This is a genomic window from Companilactobacillus allii, from assembly GCF_001971585.1.
GTDB classification, from domain to species: domain Bacteria; phylum Bacillota; class Bacilli; order Lactobacillales; family Lactobacillaceae; genus Companilactobacillus; species Companilactobacillus allii.
Genome location: NZ_CP019323.1, coordinates 1,438,580 through 1,461,806, shown reverse-complemented (window position 1 = coordinate 1,461,806; position 23,227 = coordinate 1,438,580). Strand labels below are relative to the sequence as shown.

Sequence of the window (23,227 nt, the reverse complement as noted above, 5' to 3'; positions counted from 1 at the left end):
CATTTTATTTTGGAAGCGATTATATTAACAAATAAGAAATCCTTTTGTTGATCTCACAATCAAATAAAAGGGGAAAAACTAAATGAATTCAAGATTAGACAATACAAGACCAGCCGATGTTGGTGACTACATGAAGGTCTTTGCTTGTACTGCCGTTATGATGCAGACTGTCCTTGGTGTTGTTCTCAGCACTAATCCACCTGATAATGCCCAATCTATCATTGGAATTATCTATAACTTAGTCAAATTCACGGCACCAGCCTTTATTTTTGGTATTTTATACACTACTACCAGAACTACTGGTGATAATACATGGAGTAACTATGGCGGATACATGAAGAAACAATGGTCTGCTCTTTTTGTACCTACGATCTGGTGGACACTTGCATATCTAGTAGTATTTCCAGATGTTCAACAAGTTAACAAATTCAATGGAGTTGCTAGTTTTTTGTGGCATTTTATAAATGGTAATGCTGCACCTCATCTGTGGTATAACACTATGATGTTACAGTTCATTATTTTAATGCCATTCTTCTGGGCACTAGGTCACTGGGTCAAAAGAAGTGTTACTAATGCATTTTGGGCAATTGGATTGACTATTGTTGGTTATGCGGCATGGATTTTCTTCTATGATTCCAACGTATTCCATGGCCCACAGGCTACTAATTGGTACTTGTTAGATAGATTATTTGTAAGTTTTGTTATTTACGGGATTTTTGGTGTTATTGCCTGGGTTTATCGTGAACAATTCGAAACATTCCTCAAGAAAACTTGGATTATTCTAGTCATCGCAATTATTGCTGTTTATTATTGGACAAATAGCGAATTGTCAGCCTTCGGATTCCCAGTTCAATTGACAAATGCCCCTTACTACAAACCATCAATGACACTTTATGCACTACTAGTTATTGGTTTAGTTGCTGCATTATCAATGCATCACTTACGTAACAATTCCAAAGCTTTACCTGTATTTCATTTCTTAGCCATTTATGCATACCGTGCATATCTATCAAACGTATTCTGGTTCCAAATTATCTGGAGAATCTTTGGACATAATCTTGCCTTAGACCATCCCCTAGTTGCCATTATCGTTTGTTACTTAATTACATGGTGCTTGGCATTCACATCTGCTTACACTTTCCACATTATTTGGGCACGTGTTAAGAGTGGATTCTCTTCTAAAGAAGTTGTAGAACAGGTCAAATAATGCTTAAAAAAATAAGATTTGTGCGATAATGAAAAAAGTTATCACACAAATCTTATTTATTTTTATATTTCGAGGTTTGTTTGTTGACCCGATACCAATTGTATGCTAAATTAGCACTGTACTATTAAGAGTGCTAAAACAAAAAGTACTAATTAATTAGGAGGCAGTTTATGTTAGTTCCTACAGTTATTGAACAAAGCTCACGTGGCGAACGTGCCTATGATATTTATTCAAGATTACTAAAAGATAGAATTATTATGTTATCAGGTGAAGTTAACAGCCAAATGGCTAATACAGTTATTGCTGAATTACTATTCCTTGATGCTCAAGACTCAGAGAAAGATATTTCAATGTATATCAACTCACCCGGTGGTTCAGTTACCGACGGATTGGCTATTGTTGATACAATGAATTTCGTTAAATCTGATGTTACAACAATCGCAACTGGATTAGCAGCCTCAATGGGTTCAGTTATCCTTTCATCAGGTACAAAAGGCAAACGTTTTGCCCTACCAAATTCAACAATCCTTATTCACCAACCATTAGGTGGTGCTCAAGGTCAACAAACAGAAATTGAAATTGCTGCCCAAGAGATTTTGAAGACAAGAAAGAGATTGAACCACATGTTAGCTGATAACTCCGGTCAATCATTTGAAAAACTTCAAAAGGATACCGATCGTGACAATTACATGACATCACAAGAAGCCAAAGATTACGGTTTGATTGATGAAATCATGACAAATAGCCCCGCAAAATAGAGCGAGCTAAGACACGGTTAATTTCCGAGTAATAACACTAAAAAATGGCCTTCACGAAAGTGAAGACCATTTTTTTGCGTTATACGGAAGAAATTGTGTCTTAGCTCGCGTTTGCGCTACAAGTTTGAGTAACATTCAAGACAAGCACCAATCTCTTTAAGCCTTTAAAAATTCAAGGCAACTTAACATCACGTATATCATACTGAATGGACGAGAAATAGAAATAAGTTTATTCTAATTATTGGAGGTTAAATATATGGAAAACACAATTAACAATAAACTTAAGCGCAAGCTTTTTATCATTACACTTCTATCGGGTACATTCACAATGTCCATCAGTCAATCATCATTATCGACTGCTTACCCAACATTAATGAAATTTTTCGGTGTTAGTGCACCAACCATTCAATGGTTAACAACTGGATTCATGTTAATAATGAGTATCATGATGCCGATCAGTCCCTGGCTACTTAACAATATCTCATTCAAAAAGATATTTTTAAGTGTCGTGGCTATATTTGCAATTGGAACATTCATCATTATTATCGCTCAAAATTTTGCCATGGCAATGCTTGGTAGAGCTTTGGAAGCAGTTGGTGTCGGGATACTTTTCCCATCGTTTCAATCAGTCCTTTTGACCATCACTCCTGAAGAACAACGTGGTACAACTATGGGGTTCGCCGGATTAGTCATGGGATCTGCCTTGGCATCTGGACCCATTATTTCTGGTATTGTTCTAAACTTTCTACAATGGCAAGGATTATTCGTTATTTTTCTACTAATAATGATCGTCATTTTTATTACAGGATTAATCTATATCAAAGACGTTATGCCTCGTCAAAAGGTGAAATTAGACTCACTGTCAATTATTTATCTATTAGGAATAATCGGCTTACTCTATGTTGTAAATCAAGCCGGAAGCCAGCATAGCCTATCTACAAACCTAATTATTTTGTTTGTCGTCAGCTTAATCCTATCCGTATTATTTGTTCATCGTCAATTAACTAAGGATCAACCATTACTAGACCTAAAGGTCATGAAGAATTTCAACTTTGACCTTTCCGTTTTGCTAACGGGATTCTCTTATATCTCACTTATTGTTGTGACAATAATTTATCCACTTTATTATCAAAACATATTACATACTTCTGTTCTAGTCTCTGGATTGGCATTAGTTCCACCAGCAATCCTTCTCAGTATTCTCAATCCACTAACTGGTAAACTAGCCGATAAAATCGGTTTCAAGAAGACACTGATATCAGGTATGTCAATGATAGTACTTGGTTGGATGTTATTGTTTGTATTAAATACTAAGTTAGGCTTACTACCAATGATCCTCATTGCCATGCTAATAGAAGGTGGTAATGCCTTTGTTATGATGCCGGCAACTACTCTTGGTGGTAATTCCCTTCCTGAAAGTTTAATTCCACATGGAACTGCAATAATTACTACCGTCAGACAATTACTAGGATCACTAGGTGTTTCACTTGCGACATTGATTCTTGTCACTGCCAATCAAAATCACGGGTTATCACCCAACCTTGGATTAATTGGTTATCATTATGTATTCGGATTCTTCTGTGCAATGGCGATTGTCGGCTTCATATTTGCTCTATTGATCAAGAATAAAGAAAACTAATCTTCATTGGGGAGAAACATGAATACTCAAAATCATATTAACAAAAAAACTATTTCAGTTATTTTACTGTTCTTTATCTCAATCATCATCTGGATGCTTTGGCAATTTCATCTTAATTATATGATTGCTGGAAGTGATACTTTTTTCCACACGCAAAGAATTTATGAAATCCGCCAAGCTTTTATTAACGGTAATTTACCAAGTTGGTTGAACTTTGATACCTTCTTTTCTTCAGGTCAAGCTGTCAATGGTATGTATCCTGATTTCACACTTTGGCCATTTATTTTTATTACAGATATGTTATCTCCAATTCATCAAATCATCGCTATAAAAGTTATGATTGCGATGATGACTTTTGTTGTAACATTTTTATCTTTAAATAAGCGCTACAGCAGTTTGAATTCAAGTATGGCAGCATTGATATATACGTATTCTGGTGCTGTTCTTAGAGGCATTACAACCGAGTTTCAACCGGGAGTGGCAATTGTTCTAGCCTTTTCTTTTCCACTGATCTTTACTTTTAAAGATATTCTCGAAAGTAAAAGAATTGACTATATTCTGGCAATTAAAGTCGGACTTTTAATGACTATAGTTATCAATTCACATTTATTGAGTGCCGTTGCGATCTCCATGGTCGCAGGTGTCTTCTTAATTGTTTGTTCAATTAAAAATAGAACCCTTATTCCCTTTATTAACCTAGTTATTTCAGGATTAATCGCTGTGGTATTGTGTCTTCCATTAATCTATCGACTAATGACTATTTCAAAAACTGGACTATTGCCACCATTTGGTAAGGGGAATGTGATTGCTGACCCAATATCAATACTATTCACCAATGTTAAATGGAATGCCAAAACCAGTTTTTCAACTTTATCATTGATTGTGTTGTTGATAGTATTGGTTGGATTCGATAAGAAAAAAACAAACAAACTTCTTCCTTGGTTATTAGTGGAATCAGTTCTAGTAATATTTAGCACTGATTTAACTCCTTGGGCAATTTTTAATCACATTCCGATTCTCAATAACTTCCAAGAATCAAGTTGGAGATTTGCTCTATTTTTAGGTATCGTCCCAATTATTTTGTTATTAGAGAACTTCAAGGCTCAAACTAGTAAGTATATCCTAGTATTGATGTCTATACTCTCCTTGTCAGCAGCAATACAAGTCACGACAAACTATATCTATAATCACGGAACTACTTTAACAACTATGACTGCCAAAACAAAGACTGATCTATCACCTAATACAGATGTTAAACTCACTTCCAGTGGCATCAACAGTGAGAAAATACTACGAACTCTGATACCTGATTATGCTCCAGATAAAGTTGCTATTGATCCTAACTCAAATGGCCAATTTCTTTCACCTGAAGTTCAGAATTTATTGATTCATCACACTGCTAGTCAAAATAACAAAACAACAAATCTAAAGAAAACTAGCTCTACGACAAACAGTGTTAATTATCGTGGCAAAAACATCAAACGTGGCAATGTCCAATTACCAATATTCGGCTATTCATCACTTAAATATGACATCAAAGTAAACAACAAGTCAGTTAAATGGACCACTGACGACTTAGGATTCATAGCTATTTATAACCCTTCAAAAGCTAACACTGTTAATATTTCTGTAGCCAGTTATTATCCTCATATTTATCCATATATGATTTGGTTTTCATTTGTTCTTTTCATTGCACTGATTGGTTATGTTATTTATAGATCGTAAATTTCAGTGAAAACGCGTGTCAAAATACAATTCTCTCAATTTAAATCTAAAAAGCGATATTTACTCACGTAAATATCGTTTTTTGGCTTATATATGAAAACTGAACGTATTCTGTCACGCTCTTTGTATTGACAATTAATTTAAGCATGCTATTATTGTTTTTGAAAGGTGAGTGACCAATCACTCATTAAAAAGCTTTTTGAGGAGATACCCACATGGAAAATACAATGATCAGTCTAAAACATCTTGTAAAAAAATTCGGTAATCAAACTGTTCTAAAAGATGTTAATTTAGATGTTCTTTCTGGTGAAATAGTCGGATTGATCGGACCTTCTGGGGCTGGTAAGTCTACTGTAATTAAAACCACTTTGGGCATGGAAGTTACTGATGGTGGTATCGCTACTGTCTTTGACAAAACAATGCCCAATAGACAATTGCTGGCAAATATTGGCTATATGGCACAAACAGACGCCCTATACGACGCACTAAGTGGTAAAGAGAATCTTATCTTTTATGCCAAAATGAAAGGGCTTAAAAAGTCAGAATTAAATAACGAAATTGAACACGTTGCTAGCGTTGTTGATTTAAAAGATGACTTAAATAAACGTGTCAGTGGTTATTCAGGTGGCATGATGAGACGTCTTTCACTTGCTATCGCCCTACTTGGAAATCCAAAGTTATTGATTTTAGATGAACCAACCGTCGGTATCGATCCCGCACTTCGCCGCCAAATATGGAAAGAATTATCCAGTATTAGAGACGAAGGTCGCAGCATCCTGATAACAACACACGTCATGGATGAAGCAGAATTATGTGATCGTGTGGCACTATTATTAGATGGCAAAGTAATGGCGTTTGATAAACCAGATGTATTAAAAATGCAATACAAGGTTGATTCAATTGAAGATGTATTCTTGAAAGCTGAGGGTGTTGAATAATGCGTACAATTGCAATTATGACTAGAGTTCTAAAAGAACTCATAAGAGATAAAAGGACACTAGCACTAATGTTTATTGCACCGGTCGTGATTTTATTGTTATTGAGTTTCATTTTCAACTCTAACTCATCCACTAATGTGAACATTGCCACCGTAGATTTACCAAGTGCTTTATATAATAATGTAAATGATATGAAACATGTGGATGTTTATAAATACAGTAATAAAAAAGCTGCTAAAAGGGCTTTGAATAACGACACAATTGATGCCATCATTCAAAAAAAGAATGACAATTATGACTTAACTTATGCTAATACCGATTCAACTAAAACTGCTGCTGTTAAACAAGTTTTCAATGCTTCAATGACCAAAACCAACGTCAGTAAAATGAAGAAACAGCTTGTGACAACTACTACAGCCTTGGCCAAACTAACCGGACAAACTGTTCCAATAAATACAAAAATTTCAACGCCAAAAATAACTAATCACTACGTTTATGGTAACAAGGATACTGGATTCTTTGACAAAATCCTTCCAGTATTAATGGGATTCTTTGTATTCTTCTTCGTATTCTTAATTTCTGGGATGGCTCTTCTCAAAGAACGTACAAGTGGAACACTAGATCGATTATTGGCTACTCCAGTCAAACGTTTTGAAATCGTCTTTGGATATATGTTGAGTTACGGAATCCTTGCAGTCGTTCAAACTGTGATTATTGTCCTTGCTACTGTATGGATGTTAGGGATTCAAATTAAAGGTAACATAATCTCAGTTATCATAATCAACTTAATCTTAGCCTTGGTAGCTCTAGCATTTGGTATTTTACTTTCGACTTTTGCCAAATCAGAATTTCAAATGATGCAATTCATTCCCATTGTGGTTATTCCTCAAGTATTCTTCTCCGGAATCGTTCCGTTGGATTCCATGGCCAAATGGGTCAGTGATATTTCATATGTCATCCCTATTAAATATTCCGGTGATGCTGTGTCAGATATCATTATGAAAGGCACAAGTATCTGGTCATTGGGGTTTGATATATCTGTTCTGCTGGGGATTTTAGTAGTATTAACTATCTTAAATATCGTTGGTTTGAGACGTTATCGTAAGGTTTAATTAAAAGAGTGTAATAACACGCGGAAATTTTTCTACTCAAACTTGCAGTGAAAACGTGTGAAAATGCACAATTTTTTCCGCTTAACAAAAATAATTCCGATATTCACTTCCGTGAATACCGAAATTATTTACGTTAATGCTCGAAAATTATCCGTGCATTTTCACACTCTCATTTATCCTACACGGCTTCTTCAGCGATTTGATTAAGCTTACGTAGTCTATGGTTAATACCTGACTTTGAAATGGCACCACTTGGTACCATTTCACTGAGCTCTTTTAATGAAACATCTGGGTTCTCAAGTCTTAATACGGCGATTTCTTGTAACTTAGCTGGCAAAGAATCTAAGCCAACTGTACTTTGAAGATGCTTAATATTATCAACTTGTCTTTGTGCTGCTGCGACTGTCTTATTAATATTAGCGTTCTCACAGTTTACCAAACGATTAACTGAATTACGCATGTCACGCACGATTCTAATATCTTCGAATTTTAACATTGCATTAGTGGCCCCAATTACTTGTAAGAAGTCAGCAATTTTTTCTGCTTCCTTCAAATAAACAATATAGCCATTTCTGCGTTGTGTAACTCGAGCATTCAAATTAAAATGATTCATCATCTGAGCGATTCCATCATTGTGTGTCTCGTATAATGAGTAAATTTCCAAATGATATCTTGATGTCTCTGGGTTATTGACACTACCTGTAGCTAGAAATGCTCCACGTAGATATGAGCGCATCCTTTGATCTTCATCAAGAATATCTTCGGGTACATCAGTATTGATCGATAAACCAGTCTCATCCAAAATACCTAAGTCCTGTAAGACTTTATTTGTATCATGTTTAAGACGAACAAGATATTGATTGTTCTTTTTTAACTTCATTTTTTTACGAACTAATAGTTCTGATTCCATCCCATAACGCAATTTAATGAGTGAAAAAATCCTACGAGCAATCGCAGGATTCTCCGTTTGCGCCGTTAGAACAAATTGATGGTTGTATAAACTTAATGAACCATTCATTCTCAGTAAAGCAGATAGCTCTACACGGGCATGTTCGGGATGAACTTCTAAACCAGTGAGTTCCTTTTTTACTTCACTTGCGTAAGAAGCCACTAGTGTCTCACCTCATTTTTTCTATTTCCGGCTTGAAATGCCAAATTCAAAATTTCACGACCAATTTTAGTTCCATCATGAAAGGCTCCATTATCATGTAGTGATAAGAAGTCATCTGAAATAACACGACATCCCATATTTCTCAAACTTGGGAAATCCGATTTTACTTGACTGACATATTCATCATACTTCTTATGATCCATATAACCTTCTGGGACATGTCTTGTATTAACAAGTACAGTATCGACGAAGTTACCACCCAAATGTTCATTCAAAACATTAACATGGTCAGCATCAGTGAAACCTTCAGTCTCACCGATCTGAGTCATAATATTACAAATATAGACCACTTCAGCAGGCGTCTGACGGACTGCCTCACCAAGGTCTCCAATCATAAGATTAGGAAGAATACTTGTAAATAAACTACCAGGTCCAAGTACCACGACATCTGCTTGCATAATTGAAGCTACGACTGGTAAAAGCGACTGTGGTGTCTTGTCTGGCTCATCTGAGTTAGTTACCCAGACACGCTTAACGTGCTTACCTGAGTGAGTTATTTCATGTTCACCTGATATCGTAGTTCCATCAGTGAACTCCGCATTCAAGGTCAACTTCGTGTTACTTGCTGGATACACTCGGCCATCAACACGCATCATTTTGGATAATTCTTGAACTGCGTCAAAAATATTAGGTGACATTTCAGATAATGCAGCAATAATTAGATTACCAATGGCATGACCAGAGAAGAAGTCATCGTCACTATTAAATCGATATTGGAAAACATCCAAATCGACCTTTGGTAAATCTGACAAAGATGCAAGAACGTTTCTAATGTCCCCAGGTGGAACAACGTTGATGTAATCTCTTAATACACCAGACGAACCACCATCATCGGCAACGGTCACAATAGCTGTGATATCTGCATCTTTATTTCTTAAACTGTTTAATACAACTGGTAAACCAGTTCCCCCACCTATAACAACTACTTTTGGACGACGTCCCTTTACAACACGAACTATCCTATTTGTTGGCATCTTCAATTACCTTCTTTTGCGATTTGTCCATATCACGATGCGTGATATCGACGTAGTAGTTGTCACTAAGATCTGTTCCTAACTTCTGGGCAATGGCAACGGATCTGTGTTGTCCGCCAGTACACCCAATGGCAATAGTTAGGCTTGTTTTCCCTTCTTTTTCATATCCAGGAATAATATCTTTTAATAAATCATACAATTTCTGATAGAAATTCTTAGTTACTGGATCATCCATCACATAATCATATACTGGTTTATCCATACCTGTTTTGGCTTTAAGATCGTCAATATAATATGGATTCTTCAAAAATCTGACATCCATTACTATATCAGCATCTATCGGCAAACCATACTTAAATCCAAACGACATAACTTCAATATGAAATACCGGAGTATTAGTACTCTCTTGGAAGTTATTAAATATTTCTTCACGAAGTTGCCTTGGAGTTAAATCAGTTGTTTCAATTTCTACTTGAGCACGGCCTCTTATCTCAGAAAGTAACTCACGTTCCTTATGAATTCCATCAAGTAAACGCCCTTCCATTGCTAGAGGGTGACTCCGACGAGTCTCTTTATATCGCGAAACTAGCTCTTCATCCGAAGCATTTAAAAACAAGATCTTCATATCAACTTTTTGTTGCTTCTCTTGTTCATCTTCATCCATTTGAGAAATCATAGAAAAAATTTCATCATAAAATGCACGGGAGCGAATATCCACAACCAATGCAACTTTTTTTATCGTTCCAGATTCATGGACTAGTTCCCAAAACTTGGGAAGAAGATTCGGTGGCATATTATCAATACAAAAATATCCCAGATCTTCGAAAGATTGCATTGCTACAGTCTTACCAGCACCACTCATACCAGTTACGATCACCAAACTTAGCATGTCTTTTGACATAGTGCACCTCGCATTCAGATATAAGCATACCACAACACTCCTGGCGTGTCATTTCAAAATCCTTGAATAGCTTTAACTTTTAGACACAAAAAAAATACAGCCAATTATGGTTGTATTTTTTGTATACCTATTTTGCAGTTTTTACTTTAGATTTCTCTTCAGCATCAATTGTACGTTTAGTATCACGTTCTAACACTGGCTTCAAATATTGACCAGTGTAACTTTCTTTAACCTCACAGATATCTTCAGGTGTACCAGTGGCAACAACTTGTCCACCACCTTCTCCACCTTCTGGTCCAAGGTCAATGACCCAATCAGATGATTTGATAACATCCAAGTTATGTTCAATAACCAAAACAGTATTACCTTCATCTACAAGACGTTGCAAAACTGCCAATAATCGTTTGATATCGTCAGTATGCAATCCTGTTGTTGGCTCATCAAGAATATAGAAATTGTGTCCAGAAGATTTCTTATATAATTCTGAAGCAAGCTTCATACGTTGAGCCTCACCACCAGATAACTGTGTGGCGGATTGTCCCATTGAGACATATCCAAGACCAACATCCACTATAGTCTGCAACTTACGTCTTATCTTTGGAATGTTATTGAAGAATACAAGTGCATCTTCAACCTTCATATCCAAAATTTCAGCAATATTTTTATCTTTATATGTAACTTCAAGAGTCTCTGAGTTATAGCGCGTACCATGACAAACTTCACAAGGTACATAAACGTCAGGCAAGAAATTCATTTCAATTTTAATGATTCCGTCACCATGACAATTCTCACAACGTCCACCTTTGACATTGAATGAAAATCTACCCTTTTTATAACCACGAAGCTTGGCTTCATTTGTTTGAGCAAATAAATCACGGATATTATCAAAGACACCAGTATAAGTTGCTGGATTACTTCTAGGTGTTCTACCGATAGGACTTTGATCAATAGCTATCATCTTCTCTAACTTATCATAGCCAGTTATCTTCTTATACTTACCTGGTTTATGTGAATTACGATTCATCTTTTGTGCCAAAGCACGTTTGAGTATCGTATTTACTAACGTTGATTTACCTGATCCAGATACACCTGTAACAGAAATGAACTTGCCCAATGGGAACTTAACATTTATCTTCTTCAGATTATTCTCTGCTGCACCAAAAACCTCAATATAATCTCCACTACCAGCTTTACGGTCCAGTGGCACTGGAATAAATTTTTTGCCAGACAAATATTGTCCAGTTAGAGACTTTTTGCTGCGCATAACTTGCTTAGGAGTTCCGGCAGCCACAATCTGTCCACCCTTTTCACCTGCACCAGGTCCAACATCTATCAAGTAATCAGCTGCTAACATAGTGTCTTCATCATGCTCAACAACAATCAAAGTATTACCTAGGTCCCGCATCTTCTTTAACGAACTAATCAAACGATTATTATCACGTTGATGAAGTCCAATAGAGGGTTCATCAAGAATATACATAACTCCGGATAAATTAGAACCGATCTGTGTTGCTAAACGGATTCTTTGCGCCTCACCACCGGATAATGTGCCGGCAGAACGTGACAAAGTTAAATAATCCAAACCAACATTGATCAAGAAAGACAGACGATCTTTGACCTCTTTCAATATCGGCTTAGCAATAACTGTATTTTGTTCACCTAAAGTTATTTCTTTAAAGAATGGAAGTTCATTTTTAATTGACATAGCCGAAACATCAGCAATATCTTGACCATCTACCTTTACAGCAAGTGCCTTACGATTCAATCTCTTACCATGACAAACTGGACAAGTTAACTCTGTCATGTACTTACGCATAACTTCACGTGTGAAATCACTACTTGTTTCGTGATAACGACGATTGATATTAGGAATTACTCCCTCAAATGGCACATCAACATCACGGACATTACCAAAGTCATTCTCATAATGAAAATGAAAGTTCTTACCATCTGAGCCATAGAGCACAATATTCTTATCATGTTCTGACATTTTTTCAAATGGTGTATCCATATCTATCTTGAATTCATTACATGCTTGCTCTAGCATTGCTGGATAATATTGTGAACTAATAGGATTCCAAGGTAGAATTGCGCCTTGTTTCAAAGTCTTAGATTGATCAGGAATCACCAAATCAATATCGACTTCTAGCTTGATTCCTAAACCATCACAGTTGTCACAAGCACCAAAAGGAGCATTAAATGAGAACAATCTAGGTTCAAGTTCACCAACAGTGAAACCACATATTGGACAAGCATTCTTTTCAGAGAAGACCATTGCCTCTTTACCAATAACATCAATGTTCATATATCCATCTGACAAACGAAGCGCTGCTTCTACGGAATCAAACAAACGTGACTTGATATGATCATTAATAACAATTCTATCAACAATGACATCAATATCATGCTTCTTATTCTTGTCGAGTTCAATATCTTCACTTATATCATGAATTTCACCATCAACTCTAATTCTTACATAACCTTGCTTTTGAATTTGAGCTAGTGCCTTTTTGTGTTGACCTTTTTTAGCACGGATAACTGGAGAAAGAACTTGTAACTTAGTTCCCTCATCAAGCTTCAATACAGCATCAACCATCTGTTGTGCTGATTGACTAGTGATAACTGTCCCATCGTTTGGACAAATCGGCGTCCCAACACGAGCCCACAACAAGCGAAGATAATCATTGATCTCTGTAACAGTACCAACAGTTGATCTAGGGTTTTTTGAAGTGGTTTTTTGGTCAATTGATATAGCTGGACTTAACCCATCGATCGAATCAACATCAGGCTTATCCATCTGTCCCAAAAATTGTCTAGCATAAGACGACAAGCTTTCAACATAACGTCTTTGTCCTTCAGCATATAACGTATCAAACGCTAGAGAACTCTTACCAGATCCAGATAATCCAGTCATTACTACTAATTTATCACGCGGAATTGTAACGTCCACATTTTTGAGATTATGTGCACGAGCTCCGTGAATTACAATTTTATCGTTTAACATAATTACTTCATTTCCGCCTTTAAATCTAGAATTGTATCACGCAAATTAGCAGCGGCTTCAAAGTCTAGTTTTGAAGCTGCAGCTTCCATTTGTTCTTGTAAGTTTTTGAGTAAGTCCTTTTGTTCCTTTTTCGACATATCCTCAAATTTCAAATCATCATCTATTTTTTCAGATTCAGACGCTGTATTATCAACTTTTTGGAACATTGAAATTGCATCACGAATCGGCTTAACAATAGTTGTAGGAGTGATGTTATGTTCTTCATTAAACTTCTCTTGCAACTCACGACGATGCTTCGTCTTAGAAATGGCACCTTTCATTGATTCCGTTATAGAATCAGCATACATGATAACCTTACCATGTTCATTACGAGATGCACGTCCGATAATTTGAACAAGAGATCTTTCTGAACGTAAGAATCCTTCTTTATCAGCATCCAAAATAGCAATCAATGAAACTTCGGGAACATCAATACCTTCACGCAACAAATTAATACCGATCAACACGTCAAACTTACCAAGACGTAGATCACGAATTATTTTTGTACGCTCCAATGTTTTGATATCACTATGTAAATATCTAACTTTAATACCCAGATCTTTGAAATAATCAGTTAAATCTTCTGCCATTTTCTTAGTCAATGTTGTGACAAAAACACGTTCATGTTTTTCAACTCGATCATTGATCTCTCCAACTAAATCATCGATCTGTCCCATTATAGGACGAACCTCGATTCTTGGATCTAATAGTCCAGTTGGTCGAATGATCTGAGTAGCCAAATGATCTGTTCTATCCATCTCATAAGGACCCGGTGTAGCTGAAACGTAAAGAATACGATTAACGTGCTTTTCAAACTCTTCTAGTTTTAACGGACGATTATCTAGTGCACTAGGTAAACGGAATCCATAGTTGACCAACATTTGCTTTCTGGCACGATCACCATTATACATACCACGAACTTGTGGCATAGTAACGTGGGATTCATCAACCATAATATTAAAGTCCTTGGGGAAGAAATCTATCAATGTGAAAGGTGGTTCACCTTCAGCACGTCCTTCCATATGACGAGAATAATTCTCAATTCCAGATGTATAACCCATCTCACGCATCATTTCAATATCATATTCAGTACGTTGTTTAATACGTTGAGCTTCAAGTAACTTACCTTCTTTGGTAAATTGTGCTACTTGTATATCCATTTCCTTTTGGATACGATCCAGCGCATCTTCCATTTTGGAATCACTGATCATAAAGTGAGTAGCTGGAAAAATACCGATATGGTCCATTTGGCCTTTTATTTCACCAGTTAAAGCGTCCATTTCAACGATTCGATCAATTTCATCACCAAAAAATTCCACACGAATAGCATTGTCATCACGTGAAGCTGGGAAGATATCCACAACATCCCCACGTACACGGAAACGTCCACGTTGAAAGTCAATATCATTACGTTCAAATTGATTATCCACTAACTTTTCAAGTAACTCATTACGACCTATCTCCTGACCAACCCGCAATGAAATAATACTGTCAGAATATTCTTTAGGATCACCTAAACCAAATATACAAGAAACTGAGGCTACAACGATCACATCATTTCGCTCTAACAATGAACTAGTGGCAGAATGACGTAGTTTGTCTATTTCATCATTAATACTTGAGTCCTTTTCAATATAAGTATCACTAGATGGAACATAAGCTTCAGGTTGATAATAGTCATAATAACTAACAAAGTATTCAACAGCGTTGTTAGGAAAGAACTCTTTGAACTCACCATACAACTGTCCCGCCAAAGTTTTATTATGGGAAAGAATCAACGTTGGTTTATTCAAATTTTTAATAACATTTGCCATTGTAAAAGTCTTACCAGTACCAGTTGCTCCCTCAAGTATGACCTCTTTATCCCCAGCTTTGAAATCATTGGTAATTTTGTCAATTGCCTGTTGTTGATCCCCCGCTGGTGAATATTTAGAAACCAAATCAAACTTATTATCGTCTACTCTATCTATCAAGAATTCATCCTCCATAAAGCCAAAAAATACACCTAACTCAACGAATTAGATGTAATTTGCGTTAGGCACAAATATATTGCCTTTATATTAACATACCGAACGTACTTTCGCTATATTTTTACTTTTGAAAGCTTAGGTAAATAACTAAATATTACAAGGCCAATCAAAAAGAGAATACTCAACGATGCTGCACCAATTGTTGATTTACCAGTGATTTGCGTCACTATTCCAACCAATACAGGACCCATAACGGCTGAGAATTTACCTAGAATATTATAGAATCCAAAAAACTCACTACCTGATTCTTTAGGAATTAATCTACCAAAGTAAGAACGACTCAAAGCTTGAATACCACCTTGACTAGTTCCAACTAACACAGCTAAAATCCAAAAATCAGTCACGGTAGTTAACTTCAATGCGTACAGACAAATTCCTAAATACAAAATTATACCAATGAAGATACCAGTCCTAGTTGATGTTTTATCAGCTAACCACCCATAAAGAATCGAGAATGGAAATGCCACTAACTGAACAACTAGTAATACTAACATCAACGTGGTCGTTGTTATACCCATATCCATACCAATCGAAGTCGCCATAGTAAAAATGGTATCGACCCCATCAATATAGAAGAAATACGCAACTAGAAACCACGCTACTGCTTTATACTTCTTAATGTGTTTCAACGTTTCTAACACTCGTTTAAAGCTGGAGGTGATAGGGTGTGCATTAGCCTTCACAGAGTAGACTTGTTTTACATTTCTAATTAAGGGAATATAAAAAATTATCCACCAAACAGCTGCCAATACAAAACTCCACTTTGCTACTCCATAACTCGATAACATCCCAAATCCACTTGTTAATTGAAGTATAAGGAATAATATAAATGCTAAAACTCCGCCTAAATAACCGAATCCATATCCATATGACGATACTTTATCCATATCTTTATTATCAGAAACATCAGTCAAGAAACTGTCATAGAATAAGTTACCACCAGAATACCCTATGATAGATAGAATATATACTACCAATAACCATGACCACTGACTAGTCGGTACAACACTTAACAAGAGTGTCATAACTACACCGACAAGTGCAAAGATATTCAGCATCCTCTTTTTATAACCAGGATAATCTGCCAATGCTCCCAATACAGGAGCCAAAATAGACACTAATAATGTACCAAAACTATTGGCATAACCCCAATACGCAGTCGAGTTGGCGGCACTTACACCATTACCTTGAGCAACGGCTTTAAAATATACTGGTAAAACCGCAGTTGTAACAATGATTCCATAACCAGAATTAGCCCAATCATAGAAAATCCAACTCCATTGTTGTTTATTAAATCTCATTTAATAACTCCCTTAATACATTTACCAGCAATCTCTTCTTTAAACTCAAGACCTAATAAACGTGCAAATGTTGGTGCTTCATCAACTAAATTAGCATGCTCAACTGTTTGTCCTTCATTTACAGCAGGACCATTGAACAAAATAGTCGTTTGATAATCTGGTTTGTCAGGATCATAACCATGAACACCATGATAACGGTCAGCTTGTCCCAATGTATCAGGATCAACCTTTTCCACTACCTCACTGCGACTACTTTCGTCAGTGAAATAATCCCCTTCCTTTGCTTCAACCATAAATGTACATGCCGGATCAGCACCACGTTCAATAGCGCGATAGCGTGGATAAACTTTCTCGACTCCTTCAACCTCACTGATCAACTTTTCTAGTTCATCTTTATCATTAAAGTCTCGTGTATAAATATAAGTTGAACCATCACAAGTTTTGGCCATTACTCGCCAATCTTTCTCATACGTTTGATCATCCTTTGGTGTCAACCATCCCTTGTGGGCAAACAATGTATTCAAATGTATCATAGTATCAACGTTTATTTGATAATGGTCACCTAATATTACAAAGTTAGTATCGTAAAATGTTCCTGCCTTTTTAGTTGCCTCAATAACTTGAGCAACATGTGCATCTAGTCTATGTAGTGCTTGGATTGCTTCAGTAGAACGCACTCCATAGCGATGGCGCATACTATCCATATCGACCAAATGTAACAAAGTTAAGTTAGGCTTTTTATTTTCGATCGTATCCACTGCACAAGCAGTAATGAAATCATCCAATTGTGGTTGTTTTATACCGTTTCTTAATTTTCCATATTTATGATTCATTTCTAGTAAGAATAATGGTGAACTAGCCTTTAATGAAACCAGAACTTGATTAGTCCAAATTCGATTAGGGAAGATTTCTGCCAAATTATAATTGATCTTACTTCCAGCAGTAACTGGCCACAAAAATGCTGCAGTAGTCATCTTCTTTTGACGTGCCAAATCATACAAAGTCGTTGATTTAACATCTTTTTGATACCAATACCAGTCAGGTGATCTACGATCTGGTTGAATCTTTGTATTGTTAACAATTCCATGGACATTGGGATATTGTCCCGTAACGATTGTGGTATGTGATGGATAGGTCAATGTCGGATAAATACCAGTAACTGACTTGACCCATGTTCCAGAGTTAACTAACTCATTTAATGTTGGTAATTCCTCTTGATGTTCGCGAATATCTCTAAATCCTAATGAATCTAGGGAGATTACTACCATATGTTTATTTGTTGTCAAAATAAAACCCCTCGCTCTCATATGTGATATTATACCGCAAGTAAGTGATTACTTACCAAAATAATTTTTGAGAAAATAAAAAATGGAAACTATCAATTATGATAACTTCCATTTTACAACTTATTCCCAGCCACTTACTTCTTTAGCAAATTTCTCAAGTTTTGTAGCCGCATGATCATCACTATCACTTGTAATTCCTATATAGAATTTCATTTTAGGTTCAGTACCTGATGGACGAACTGCCACCCAAGTACCATCTTCCAAAATAAACTTCAAGGCATCTGCTTTAGGAAGACCAGTACTTTCTGTACCACTGTCAGTTTTAAGAGTTTGTTTGAGATAATCTAGTGATTTAACGACTTTTAATCCACCGATCTCTTCAAATCCTTCTTCACGTAACTTCTTCATAATTGCAGCCATTTTATCTTTTCCAGAAATACCATCAAAAGTCTTAGAAATCGTCTTTTCACGATAATATCCAAACTCTTGATATAAGTCTTCTAGAGCGTCATAAATTGTTTTACCTTTTGATTCATAATAAGCTGCTGCTTCAGCAAGAAGAATTGTTGATTGCATTGCATCTTTGTCACGAACAAATGGTTTAACTAAATAACCATAACTCTCTTCAAAACCAAACAAGAATTCATTACTACCTGTATCTTGAAAGTTTTGAATTTTTTCTGCGATATATTTGAATCCAGTCAATACATTGAACATCTTAACGTTATATTTATTAGCGATAGCAGTTGCCAATTCAGTTGAAACAATTGATTTAACAACAGCACCGTTTTCTGGTAGAACTCCCAATTCCTTTTTGGCATTCAAAATATAGTTAAGCAATACTGAAGCAATCTGATTACCAGTCATTAATTCATATGAACCATCTGGCTGACGTACTGCAGCACCAAGTCTGTCAGCATCTGGATCAGTCGCGATCAAGATATTAGCGCCGATTTTTTTACCCTGTTCAATCGCTAAATCAAATGTTTGGGCAAATTCAGGATTAGGAAATGGAGTTGTCTCAAATTCAGGATCAAGAATGGCTTGTTTTGCTACCATTGAGAAATTCTTGAAACCTAATTTTTGAAAAATTCTTGGAGCAATCATCTTACCTGTACCATGAAGTGGTGTATAAACAAAATTCATTTTGTTTCCGTAATTCTTAATAAGATCATGATTAACAACAACTGTATCTAATTTATCTAAATAATCTAAATCAACATCTTCACCAATCAAAGTCAATAATTTATCCACACGGAGTTGTTGTACAGACACTGTTTCAATAGCAAATAGGTCACTAGCTTTACGTGCAAAACTAGTAATATTATCTGATTCAACGGGTGGCATTTGACCACCATCTGGACCGTATATTTTGAAACCATTATATTGTTTAGGATTATGACTAGCTGTGATCATAATACCAGCATATGTATGAAGGCTTCTTACAGCAAACGACAATTCAGGAGTTGGACGTAAACTATCGAATACATAACTGTGAATACCATGTGCACCAAGCACTTTAGCTGACTCATAAGCGAACTCTTGTGAGTAATAACGTGAATCGTAACTGATTGCAACTCCTTTGGATTTATCTGACTCATCTAAAGTATCCATAAATGATGCCAATCCTTGTGCAGCCTGTCTAACCGTATAAATATTCATACGATTGATACCAGGTCCAAGTAATCCACGCATTCCTGCAGTTCCAAATTCCATTGGAGCATAGAATGCTTCCTCAGTCTCATCAGGATTCTTTTGTAAATCCATCAATTGTGATTTCAATTCAGGATCTAATTCCTTATAATCAAGCCATTCCTGTAATGTATTTTGCCAAGACATTAAAATTGTCCTCCTAATTTGTAAGTACTTACACAACTATATTATACCAATAAAAATAACCCGCTACCGAAATAACGAGTCATTTTTATTAAATAGCTTCATAGCTTATTATACAATTTACAGTTGTTCCATAATAATCAGCCAGTCTAATTAGGGTTTCAATATCTGGAATTCTAATACCTGTCTCATAATGAGATAGTGTCGTTACATCGACGTGTAATACCTCTGCCACTTGCTTTTGTGTTACTCCGAATTTCTGGCGGAGTAATTTTAAGTTCGTGTGGATGTTTAATTCTGATTCTTGATATATTTGATTTTTTTCCTTAACTAATTCGCGCATATAAAACACTCCAATCCGTTTCTTTATTTCACGTCTTATTATATGTTTAAACAGGTCTCTATATGAGTCAATATTTGTAAAAATATTTTTATGATTATGCAACAAAAAAAGAGTGGAAATTTATCCACCCTTTTTTAAATTAATATAATTAAGCTGTAACTTTATCACTTAGTGTTTGGATATAGTTGAAGGCCTCTTGTCCGGCAACTCCACCATCACCAACAGCAGTTGCAATCTGACGTAAGTCTTTCTTTCTAACATCACCGATTGCGTATACACCAGGTACTTTTGTCTCCATGTGATCAGTTGTATCGATCCAACCATCGGCATCAAGAATACCAAGACTCTTAAATGAATCAGTCATAGGTTGAATACCAACATAGATAAATGCACCACTAGCAGGAACAACATGCTCTTCACCAGTTTTTTTATCTACATAACGAACTCCACCAACTTTGCCATCTTCATCGACGATTTCCTTAACATCGGCATTCCAAACAAATTTGATCTTATCATTCTTAAAAGCACGATCTTGAAGGATTCTTTGGGCACGTAATTGATCACGACGGTGAATAATCGTAACTGAACTAGCAAGTTGAGTTAGATAAACACCCTCTTCAACAGCGGAATCTCCTCCACCGATTACTGCAACATCCTTACCTTTGAAGAAAGCACCATCACATACAGCACAGTAAGAAACTCCACGGCCTGATAATTCATCTTCACCAGGAACGCCAATTTTCTTGTATTGTGAACCAGTAGCAATGATTACTACTTTAGTTTCATAGTCACCATCGTCAGTGTGAACAATCTTTGTTGTTCCTTTATCCTCTACTGAATCCACAGCACCGTAACCAAAATCTGCGCCAAAACGAGTTGATGAATTATACATCTTCTCACTCAAGTCTGGTCCTAGAATCGATTCAAAACCAGGATAGTTTTCGATTTCAGCTGTATTATTCATCTGACCACCGTAAATACCACGGTCGAGAATCATAACTGATAGATTTGCACGTGAAGCATAAAGTGCAGCGGTCAATCCACCGGGTCCAGCACCAATTACTACTACATCATATGTTTTCATTAAATGTACCTCCTCAAAACGTACTATAACTTAAAATAATTCCAGATAGCAAACGTATGTACCTATCTGTATCAACTTGTAAAATCTTACCATTTTAAAAATAAAAATCCATTATTTTGCTTCAACATACCACGGTAACTTATAAACATTACGTCTACGATAGACAAAGACCCCAATAGCCACAACGAATAGCACTACTGACAACACCTGTGAAACTCTGATGCCAGGCATAATGTATAAACTATCCGTACGCATCCCTTCAACGAAGAATCTAACTGCTGGATACCAAATCAAATATGATAGAAATACTTCGCCTTGCTTGAGTAGTTGTTTTCTATGACGTATGGCCAAAATGATGATCAACCCAATCAAATTGAAAAATGATTCATATAAGAATGTAGGCTGGCGGTATGATCCATTGATGTACATTTGCTCGATAACAAATTGTGGTAGATGTAATGATTGTAAAAATCCCAAACTAGTCTTGGCACCAAAAGCTTCTTGGTTCATAAAATTACCCCAGCGACCAACTATTTGACCAAATAACACGGATGGCGCAGCTATATCTAACATTAACCAAATTGATAATTTACGACGTTTACACAATACTATCAACACGATAAAAGCAGCTATCAAACCACCATATATAGCAATTCCACCATGCCATATCTTAATGATCTCGCTTGGGTTAGCCAAATAAAATGGTAATTCAAAAATCACATAATATATTCTGGCCCCAACTAATGCAATGGGAACTCCCCATAAAACTAAATCCAATATATTGTCTGGATCAATGCCACGTTTTTTTGCTTCAGACATTGCCATAATTACACCAACTAGAGCTCCTAATGCAATAATAATTCCATACCAGTGTATTTCCAGTGCTCCAATATTAAAGGCAATTGGATTTAAGGCTAATAAACTCATTTGTTACCTTCTTCGTTTTGTGTATTTTCTTTAATTAATGAACCTAAATTCTCTTCGAACTTCTTAGTAGCGTCATATCCCATATTCTTAGCACGGAAGTTCATTGCTGCAACTTCGATGATAATAGAAATATTACGACCAACTTTAACTGGAACGGTAATTTGAGGGACTTTTACATCAAAAATAGCACGTTTGTTCTCCATTGTTCCAATACGATCGTAATTCTTATCAGGAGACCAATCTTCAAGATTGATGATCAATTGAATATCACTCTCAGATCTAACTGCACCTGCACCAAACAAATTCATCATATCAATGATTCCAATACCACGAATTTCAAGTAGGTGATTCAATATCTTAGGTGCTTCACCAACGATTGTTTTTTCATCTTGCTGATAAACATCAACACGATCATCAGCAATAAGTCTGTGACCTCTTTTAACTAATTCTAGAGCAGTCTCACTCTTACCAATACCAGAATGTCCCGTTAATAATATACCAATACCATACACATCAACTAACACACCGTGGATTGACTCTCTTGGTGCTAATTTTTGATCCAAGAACTCAGTTACCATACTTGAAAGTCTCGTAGTTGGTAACTCAGAACCAATAACTGGCACCTTATGTTCTTTGGCAGCACGTAACAATTCAGCACTAGGCTTAATATTACGTGAAATCAATAATGCTGGTGTATCTTCTCTACAAATCTCTAGCATTACCTTGTAGCGATTATTAGCCGTCATTGAATGTGAATAAGCTGATTCAGTTTGACCGAATAATTGAATACGTTCACTTGGATAATAATCAAAGTAACCTGTTAGTTCAATTCCCGGACGTGAGATATCACTAGTAGTAACTTTTCTGTCATCTAGTAATTCCTTACCACCATAAACTTTCAGATCATTTTCTTTTACTAATTCAGATACCGTAACAAAACTTGTCATAAAGC

Annotated in this window: 18 protein-coding genes; 6 read left to right on the top strand and 12 right to left on the bottom strand. The window is 36.1% G+C overall.

Going from position 1 to position 23,227, the window contains the following annotated elements:
• Window positions 1–82 precede the first annotated feature (82 nt).
• The 6 genes from BTM29_RS07070 (at window position 83) to BTM29_RS07045 (ending at window position 7,379) form a co-directional block, all read left to right on the top strand.
• Entirely contained in the window at window positions 83–1,207 is a 1,125-nt protein-coding gene (locus tag BTM29_RS07070; RefSeq protein ID WP_076615330.1) for an acyltransferase family protein, read from the top strand.
• A 170-nt stretch (window positions 1,208–1,377) separates the two neighbouring features.
• Window positions 1,378–1,965 carry an ATP-dependent Clp endopeptidase proteolytic subunit ClpP gene (gene clpP / locus BTM29_RS07065; RefSeq protein ID WP_076615326.1) on the top strand — a complete coding sequence of 196 codons (588 nt, stop codon included), beginning with the start codon at window positions 1,378–1,380 and terminating at the stop codon, window positions 1,963–1,965.
• A 256-nt stretch (window positions 1,966–2,221) separates the two neighbouring features.
• A complete protein-coding gene (locus BTM29_RS07060; protein ID WP_076615323.1) occupies window positions 2,222–3,604 on the top strand; it encodes a DHA2 family efflux MFS transporter permease subunit in 1,383 nt (460 codons plus the stop codon).
• 18 nt (window positions 3,605–3,622) lie between these two features.
• Complete coding sequence (locus BTM29_RS07055; protein ID WP_076615319.1) at window positions 3,623–5,329, top strand: hypothetical protein; 1,707 nt, start codon at window positions 3,623–3,625, stop codon at window positions 5,327–5,329.
• 215 nt (window positions 5,330–5,544) lie between these two features.
• Window positions 5,545–6,267, top strand: a complete 723-nt coding sequence (locus BTM29_RS07050; RefSeq protein WP_076615315.1) for an ABC transporter ATP-binding protein — start codon at window positions 5,545–5,547, stop codon at window positions 6,265–6,267.
• Window positions 6,267–7,379: an ABC transporter permease gene (locus BTM29_RS07045; RefSeq protein ID WP_076615311.1), complete on the top strand. Its 1,113-nt coding sequence runs from the start codon at window positions 6,267–6,269 to the stop codon at window positions 7,377–7,379. The genes BTM29_RS07050 and BTM29_RS07045 overlap by 1 nt, the downstream gene beginning before the upstream one ends.
• A gap of 178 nt (window positions 7,380–7,557) precedes the next feature.
• On the opposite strand, the gene whiA is transcribed toward BTM29_RS07045, so the two are convergent.
• The 12 genes from whiA to hprK all read right to left on the bottom strand — a co-directional run bounded on the left by whiA (window position 7,558) and on the right by hprK (window position 23,222).
• The gene (gene whiA / locus BTM29_RS07040) at window positions 7,558–8,490 is read right to left on the bottom strand and encodes a DNA-binding protein WhiA (RefSeq protein ID WP_076615307.1); all 933 of its coding nucleotides are present in this window, start codon (window positions 8,488–8,490) and stop codon (window positions 7,558–7,560) included.
• The gene (locus tag BTM29_RS07035) at window positions 8,490–9,524 is read right to left on the bottom strand and encodes a gluconeogenesis factor YvcK family protein (RefSeq protein ID WP_076615303.1); all 1,035 of its coding nucleotides are present in this window, start codon (window positions 9,522–9,524) and stop codon (window positions 8,490–8,492) included. The genes whiA and BTM29_RS07035 overlap by 1 nt, the downstream gene beginning before the upstream one ends.
• Complete coding sequence (rapZ, locus tag BTM29_RS07030; RefSeq protein WP_076615299.1) at window positions 9,511–10,425, bottom strand: RNase adapter RapZ; 915 nt, start codon at window positions 10,423–10,425, stop codon at window positions 9,511–9,513. The genes BTM29_RS07035 and rapZ overlap by 14 nt, the downstream gene beginning before the upstream one ends.
• Before the next feature lie 127 nt (window positions 10,426–10,552).
• Window positions 10,553–13,429, bottom strand: a complete 2,877-nt coding sequence (uvrA, locus tag BTM29_RS07025; protein WP_076615295.1) for an excinuclease ABC subunit UvrA — start codon at window positions 13,427–13,429, stop codon at window positions 10,553–10,555.
• Between the two features lie 2 nt (window positions 13,430–13,431).
• Window positions 13,432–15,441, bottom strand: a complete 2,010-nt coding sequence (uvrB, locus tag BTM29_RS07020) for an excinuclease ABC subunit UvrB (RefSeq protein ID WP_076615292.1) — start codon at window positions 15,439–15,441, stop codon at window positions 13,432–13,434.
• A 110-nt stretch (window positions 15,442–15,551) separates the two neighbouring features.
• The gene (locus tag BTM29_RS07015) at window positions 15,552–16,799 is read right to left on the bottom strand and encodes an MFS transporter (RefSeq protein WP_076615288.1); all 1,248 of its coding nucleotides are present in this window, start codon (window positions 16,797–16,799) and stop codon (window positions 15,552–15,554) included.
• Window positions 16,796–18,085 (bottom strand): alkaline phosphatase family protein, encoded by a 1,290-nt coding sequence (locus BTM29_RS07010; protein WP_083685952.1) that lies wholly within the window; start codon window positions 18,083–18,085, stop codon window positions 16,796–16,798. Before BTM29_RS07010 ends, BTM29_RS07015 begins: the two co-directional genes overlap by 4 nt.
• A 120-nt stretch (window positions 18,086–18,205) precedes the next feature.
• Window positions 18,206–19,924: a phospho-sugar mutase gene (locus BTM29_RS07005; RefSeq protein WP_076615281.1), complete on the bottom strand. Its 1,719-nt coding sequence runs from the start codon at window positions 19,922–19,924 to the stop codon at window positions 18,206–18,208.
• A gap of 88 nt (window positions 19,925–20,012) precedes the next feature.
• The gene (locus BTM29_RS07000; protein WP_083685951.1) at window positions 20,013–20,264 is read right to left on the bottom strand and encodes a helix-turn-helix domain-containing protein; all 252 of its coding nucleotides are present in this window, start codon (window positions 20,262–20,264) and stop codon (window positions 20,013–20,015) included.
• A 148-nt stretch (window positions 20,265–20,412) separates the two neighbouring features.
• Complete coding sequence (gene trxB, locus BTM29_RS06995; protein ID WP_335582997.1) at window positions 20,413–21,375, bottom strand: thioredoxin-disulfide reductase; 963 nt, start codon at window positions 21,373–21,375, stop codon at window positions 20,413–20,415.
• A gap of 84 nt (window positions 21,376–21,459) precedes the next feature.
• Window positions 21,460–22,275: a prolipoprotein diacylglyceryl transferase gene (gene lgt, locus BTM29_RS06990; RefSeq protein ID WP_076615274.1), complete on the bottom strand. Its 816-nt coding sequence runs from the start codon at window positions 22,273–22,275 to the stop codon at window positions 21,460–21,462.
• The gene (gene hprK / locus BTM29_RS06985) at window positions 22,272–23,222 is read right to left on the bottom strand and encodes an HPr(Ser) kinase/phosphatase (RefSeq protein ID WP_076615271.1); all 951 of its coding nucleotides are present in this window, start codon (window positions 23,220–23,222) and stop codon (window positions 22,272–22,274) included. The genes lgt and hprK overlap by 4 nt, the downstream gene beginning before the upstream one ends.
• Window positions 23,223–23,227 lie beyond the last annotated feature (5 nt).